Source organism: Butyrivibrio sp. (assembly GCF_017635265.1).
Taxonomy (GTDB): domain Bacteria; phylum Bacillota; class Clostridia; order Lachnospirales; family Lachnospiraceae; genus Butyrivibrio.
In genome coordinates, this window is the sequence record NZ_JAGBLU010000116.1 from 1 (window position 1) to 6,127 (window position 6,127).

The window sequence follows — 6,127 nt, forward strand, 5'->3', positions numbered from 1 at the left end:
CCAAAGAAAACCAGAAAGATAGGGTAAGAAATGTAATATATATTTTTTTACCCAAGTTACCTGTTAAAATGGTGGCTGAGAATAAAGAATAGCCGTATATGCCCATTTTTCCTGTGGTAAAACTTGATGAGGGGTGGCTGCAAAACCGGTATCAAGCTATATGCCCAAACTAGCATTGTCGTACCCTTTACAATGGTAGCCGCGGGTATATAGTCACACATATTCTTGAAAGTAGCCATCCCTACTGTTCTCGGATTAAGAGCCCGAGGCAGAAAACTAGCCACACCGCAGGTGCTTGCCATTGACGGGTTCTGATGAAAACGCTACAATGCTGCAATCGACGGTGAGATAAAATCTACTGTTCCCATCATCCTCACCGTCGGCAAAGCCTGCAGGGCGTTTTTCTCAGGTTCAGTCAATGGTGGCGGACGCTGCCGCAATCTAAAATTTTTAGAGAGTTAGAGAAGTCACTTACGCATATACAAAGGGAGAGTATTCTGATATATGCTAATTACATATATCAGAATACTCTCCCTAATCTACAGCGACAGATTTATTGATGCAATCTAAGTAATTCTGTATATGCAAGGATAAGTGGGGCAACACCTTTAGCTTCGTTTTCGACAACAGGCTCAGAGAAGTAGTACTCAAGTGAACCGTCACGGTGCTGCGCTCCGCCAAGTCCTGCCACGAGACAGATTCCGCCAAGCCTTGGCGAGCCGTCTTCATTGCGGGAAAGGTATTTTGAAACTATTCCATCGAAAGCCTTGATTGCAACTTCTCTGAAACGCTCAGGAATATAGCCAAGGCGCACACCTTTAAGTAAACCGTAAGCAATAAGCGCGGTTCCTGACGTTTCCAGATAATTTCTGGAGTCATCTGCTTTGTCAACAACCTGATAGAACATTCCGCTTTCATCCTGGAAAGGAATGAGACTATCAGCCAGATTTTTTAGCATTGTCTGAAGATATCTGTATTCGTAGTACATAGATTCATCCATAGCTTCAGCAGTATCAACCAGTGCTACAGTAAACCATCCAAGGGCACGAAGCCAGAAGTTAGGGCTACAACCAGTCTCTTTATCAGCCCAGTACATTTCTCTACTCTCATCATATCCGTGATAGTAAAGACCTGTTTTTTTATCCTTCATAAGAGTTTCAACGTTTTTGAACTGCTTGAATGAGTCAAGACATCCCTGCATTTTGTTGAAACGTCTTTCATATTCCATGTAGAAAGGCTGAGCCATATACATACCGTCAAGCCATACCTGATATGGATAGATATTTTTGTGCCAGAAGTTGCCTGCTTTTGTTCTGGGCATTGTATCAAGCTGGGCTCTGACAGTATCCATTGCCTTTCTGTATTTTTCCTTGCCGGTAAGTTCATATAGTTTAAAGAGATTCTTGGATGGATTTATATTGTCAAGATTGTACTCTTCGGTGCTATAAGTCTTGATCTGTCCATCTTCCTGAACGAACCAGCCAACAAATTTATCAGCAAAATCAAGGTATTTTTTATTTCCTGTCTGTTCATAAAGTGAAAGAACTGCAGTAATCATGCAGCCATCGATATAATTCCATTTGTTTGGCTTGCCGCTGAGAACATTTTCAATGTTCCAATAAGGATGCTCGGCATCGGATTTTTCAAGGAGAAAATCCACATATTCTTCCAGCATTTTAAAGGTTTCTTCTCTTGTCATCAGAATCTCCGTTTCTTTCTCAAAATTAAACAATGTAAGTGCTTACATTATAAATGATATTATGTACAAAACACAAGATTATTAGTTGCTAACATATGGAATATATTGCATTTTTTATCGGGGATAACATATTATTGATTTTATGATATACTGTTTGGATGATATTACTATGAAAAGAGAGGTTTTTGATATGGCAGATATTACAAATAGAATGCTTGATTTTATAGATGCTTCACCAACTTGTTTCCATGTTGTAGATAATCTGAAAAAAGAGCTTGTAAAAAATGGATACGAAGAGCTTTCAGAGAGAGATACCTGGCAGCTTAAAGTAAACGGTAAATATTTTGTAACAAGAAATGATTCTTCAATTATTTCATTCAGAATCCCCAAGAAAGACTTCAAGGGATTTTATATGATTGCAAGTCACAGCGATTCTCCTTCATTCAAGATTAAGGAGAATCCCGAAATGGAAGCAGCCGGGGCTTATGTAAAGCTCAATGTCGAAAGATACGGCGGAATGCTCTGCGCTCCATGGTTTGACAGACCACTTTCTGTTGCCGGAAGAGTATTTGTTAAGGGCAAAAAAGGAATCGAAGAAAAGCTTGTAAATGTTGACAGAGATCTTGTTATGCTGCCTTCTCTCGCTATTCATATGAACCGTGAAGCAAATGACGGATACAAATATAACGCTCAGAACGATATGCTTCCGATTTTTGGTGATGAGGCTTCTAAAGACAGTTTTTTTGATGTGGTGGCAGAAAGTGCAGGTATAAAAAAAGAAGACATTTTAAGCCATGATCTGTTTCTTTATAACAGAGTCAAGTGGACAACCTGGGGAGCGAATGACGAGTACATTTCATGTTCGCGAATTGACGATCAGGAATGTGTTTATACTACTTTTGACGGTTTCCTTAAGTCAAAAGAAAAAGATAATGTGCCAGTTCATTGTGTTTTTGACAATGAAGAGGTTGGAAGCGGAACCAAGCAGGGAGCTGCATCTACTTTCTTAAAGGCTACTCTTGTAAGGATCAATGAGTGTCTTGGAAGAACAACAGAGCAGTATTATACTGCACTTGCAAACAGTTTCATGATTTCTGCGGACAACGCTCATGCGGTTCACCCTAATCATGTGGATAAAGCTGATCCGGTTAACAGACCTGTAATGAATAAGGGAATTGTAATAAAGTACAACGCCAATCAGAAATATACAACTGATGCTTTTTCAGCAGCATTCTTTAAGGATGTTTGTGAAAAAGCAAAGGTTCCTTACCAGACATTTACTAACCGCTCCGATACGCTGGGTGGCTCTACGCTTGGTAATATTTCTACAACACAGGTTGCTGTTGATACAGTGGATATAGGACTTGCGCAGCTTGCTATGCACTCACCTTACGAGTCGGCAGGAGCAAAGGACCCTGAATATCTTGCCAAGGCATCTAAGGTATTTTATTCACTTTAATTGAGATTTAAGAGTGTATTTTGCAGGATATTACAAAAAGGACAGTTGGTAATATTTAGTCAGAAATAATTATATTTTTATAGAGGAGATAGTTTTTTAATGGGAATTTTTGGTTTATTTGGTGGGAAAAAGAACGAGGTTGATGAGGAAGCTTTAAAGGTTCAGGAGTTTGAGAATAAAAGAGAAAAGGAAATTGCAGATGCAAGAAAAGCCCATGAGCAGCTCGAATGGCCTACTATTCCGAGACTTAATCCTGTAAATATCAAGGATGCGGAAGTATCTCAGATGGATGAAACTGTTTCACCGGAACGAAAGAGTGAAGTGGGACAGCTTATATATGAGCCAGAGATCTCTATTGATGCACTGGTTGATTTGTCCGGTCAGGAGTTATTGTTTTTACTTACTGCTATGGAAGTATTCAATAAGACAGCTCCCCTGCCTGAGTTTGAAAAAAATCACAGAAAAGTTTACAACGAAGTACTTGGAAGAATTCGTGATGCAAAAGATCTTTTTGTACTTTACGACATGTCTACCGGCTATCCTTATATTGACCATGGATTTGCCAATGTCTATTTTGAGGAGGAGCTTGCCCAAAAGGCAAAGGCTCTTTTCGAAGGTCAGTATAGAAAGCTTGTAGTAAGAAAAGTCAAGGTTGAGAATGATGAGGCGCCGACTGGTGTAAGACGCGGATTCTTTGATTATCTTTTTTATATTGGAATTGAGAACCTTATTGTGGATAATGGCGCATACAGGGCGAGATTTAAACGTAATGAGATTGTGGTTTCTCCAATGGATTGGAATGGCGAGAAGAAGGATGCGTCACCGGTTAATCCGGAACTTAACTTTGCTATGATTGACTTTCTTGAGGAGCTTCGCTGGCCTGTGTCTTATGAAAAACGAGCTGAAGTTTTGAAGGCAAAAGAAATGAGAATGCTTTCACTCATCAGAAATGCTAATTTCATTGTTCCTATGCAGCATGAAGGCCCTGTTGAAGTTCTTGAAGATGGAAGAATGAGGATGGGTAAAGACACAAAGCTGAAGTTTTTGGTTATGAAGACAAAGGATGATAAGCAGTTTTTGCCAATATATACTGATGCTATAGAGTTCAGTAAGAAATTAAATGGTTCAGAGTGGAATGCGGCTGTGTTCAAATATCAGGACATTCTCAAATTTGTTCAGGATAAAGAAGGAATAAGAATTAATCCTAACGGACAGAGCATTGTAATGCCTAAGGACAGAATGATGGCAATTGAAATTGCAGGACAGCAGGCACAGATCATGAGAGCAAAGGCAGGAGTAAAAAAAGAAGCTCCAAAAAGTACAGCATCCATGAGCGAAGAAGCGGCAGTTCAGGCGGCTCTCAATCAGGCAATGGCCAAGATGAACGAAAAGCGTGAGACAGAAGATTTTAAAGAACCTGAGAATCAATAATAAGCTTGTTAATAAACGGATAATAGTCTAAAATAGTATATAGTAGGCTATTGTCCGTTTTTCCTTTTTTTATATGGAGTGTTGTAATGTTAGACAGACTAATGGGTGCATTTATGGTTGAGAAAGGGCTGATGAGTAAAAATCAGCTTGACCAGGTCATTAAAGCACAGGAATCTAATAGAGCAAAACTTGGAGTGGTAGCAGTATCAGAAAAGCTCATGACCATAGCTCAGGCAGAACAGGTTAATGCGCTTCAGGCCTCTATGGATATGAGGTTTGGCGATATCGCTGTGGAGAGGGGATATCTTACTGATGCACAGGTTGAGCGACTTTTGAAGCTTCAGGGAAACAGCTACATGGCTTTTGTCCAGGCTGTAGTAGATCAGGGCATTCTGCCAATGGAGAAGATTCCTGAAGTTGAGAATGAATATGAAACGTATGTCGGTGCTACCGCTATTGATATGGTAGAACTCAAGACGGGGAATATTGATAATATTGTTCCGCTTTTTTTACATACAGGTAATGAGACCTATAAAGGACTCTTTTCCATGGCTATTAAGGCTTTGTACAGGCTTGTTGATACACATGTATATATTGGAAAATCTTATGTTGTTAATTCTGTAAGGGAAGAGGTAATCGGGTATCAGCATTTTCATGGTGACGTAAGCGGCGTAGTTGCCATTGCCGGAAAAAAAGACAGCATAATAAGACTTGCTATTGATTATACCAAGGAAGAATTTATAGAAACAAGCGAAGATGCCTTGGATGCGACCTGTGAGCTTATTAACTGTATTAATGGTCTTTATGCTACAGAGCAGAGTAAAAAAGAAGTAAAAATCGAGCTTAATCCACCGGACTTTATGGTGGCTTTTAACGGTATAGATTACGACGGAATTGTTGTAATGCCGGTATATATCAGTGGTAGCGAAATAAAGTTAATAGTTAGGATTATTTGAGTTTATTTTTTGGAGGCTGACTAAATGAAAAGTGTTTTAATTGTTGATGACTCAAGAACATCCAGGAGATTTTTATCAGATATACTTGAAAGAGCCGGATATAAGGTTGTGGGAGAAGCAATAAATGGTCAGGAAGGCTTCGATCAGTATGTGAGGCTTCATCCGGATATAGTGACCATGGATATAACTATGCCTGAGATGGACGGTATAGAAGCTCTTAAGCTTATAAAAAAGAATAATGCCGATGCAAAAGTAGTTATGATAACAGCTGCCGGACAAAAAGAAAAAATGATGGAAGCCCTTAAAATAGGGGCAGTAGAGTTTGTCTCAAAACCGTTTATCGAAGAAGCGGTTCTTGATGCACTTAAGCGCTGTTAATACCTTAAATTATCATGCACATAAAAACGTTGGAGCAAAAAGGCGTTTTTATGTGCATTTTAGTTGTGTAGCATCTTTAATAAAACCCCCTGCTATGCAGGGGGACAACAGCTGCTTTAGCTTACAGTAGAAAACCTCCCGTGATAGAATTACTTACGGTTCGCCAACCAAAGTAAAATCACAGGAGGTAGTCCAAAATGGACA

The 6,127-nt window shown here is 39.4% G+C and carries 5 protein-coding genes; 4 read left to right on the top strand and 1 reads right to left on the bottom strand.

Going from position 1 to position 6,127, the window contains the following annotated elements; all coding sequences use genetic code 11:
- Window positions 1-553 precede the first annotated feature (553 nt).
- Window positions 554-1,699: a glycoside hydrolase family 88/105 protein gene (locus tag J6O61_RS14230; protein ID WP_292214582.1), complete on the bottom strand. Its 1,146-nt coding sequence runs from the start codon at window positions 1,697-1,699 to the stop codon at window positions 554-556.
- A gap of 169 nt (window positions 1,700-1,868) precedes the next feature.
- On the opposite strand from J6O61_RS14230, the gene J6O61_RS14235 reads away from it, so the two are divergent.
- The 4 genes from J6O61_RS14235 to J6O61_RS14250 all read left to right on the top strand — a co-directional run bounded on the left by J6O61_RS14235 (window position 1,869) and on the right by J6O61_RS14250 (window position 5,923).
- Entirely contained in the window at window positions 1,869-3,158 is a 1,290-nt protein-coding gene (locus tag J6O61_RS14235; RefSeq protein ID WP_292214584.1) for a M18 family aminopeptidase, read from the top strand.
- Between the two features lie 99 nt (window positions 3,159-3,257).
- Complete coding sequence (locus J6O61_RS14240) at window positions 3,258-4,589, top strand: SseB family protein (protein WP_292214586.1); 1,332 nt, start codon at window positions 3,258-3,260, stop codon at window positions 4,587-4,589.
- A gap of 86 nt (window positions 4,590-4,675) precedes the next feature.
- Window positions 4,676-5,545: a chemotaxis protein CheX gene (locus J6O61_RS14245; RefSeq protein ID WP_292214588.1), complete on the top strand. Its 870-nt coding sequence runs from the start codon at window positions 4,676-4,678 to the stop codon at window positions 5,543-5,545.
- A gap of 24 nt (window positions 5,546-5,569) precedes the next feature.
- Entirely contained in the window at window positions 5,570-5,923 is a 354-nt protein-coding gene (locus tag J6O61_RS14250) for a response regulator (RefSeq protein WP_292214590.1), read from the top strand.
- The last annotated feature ends 204 nt before the right edge of the window (window positions 5,924-6,127 follow it).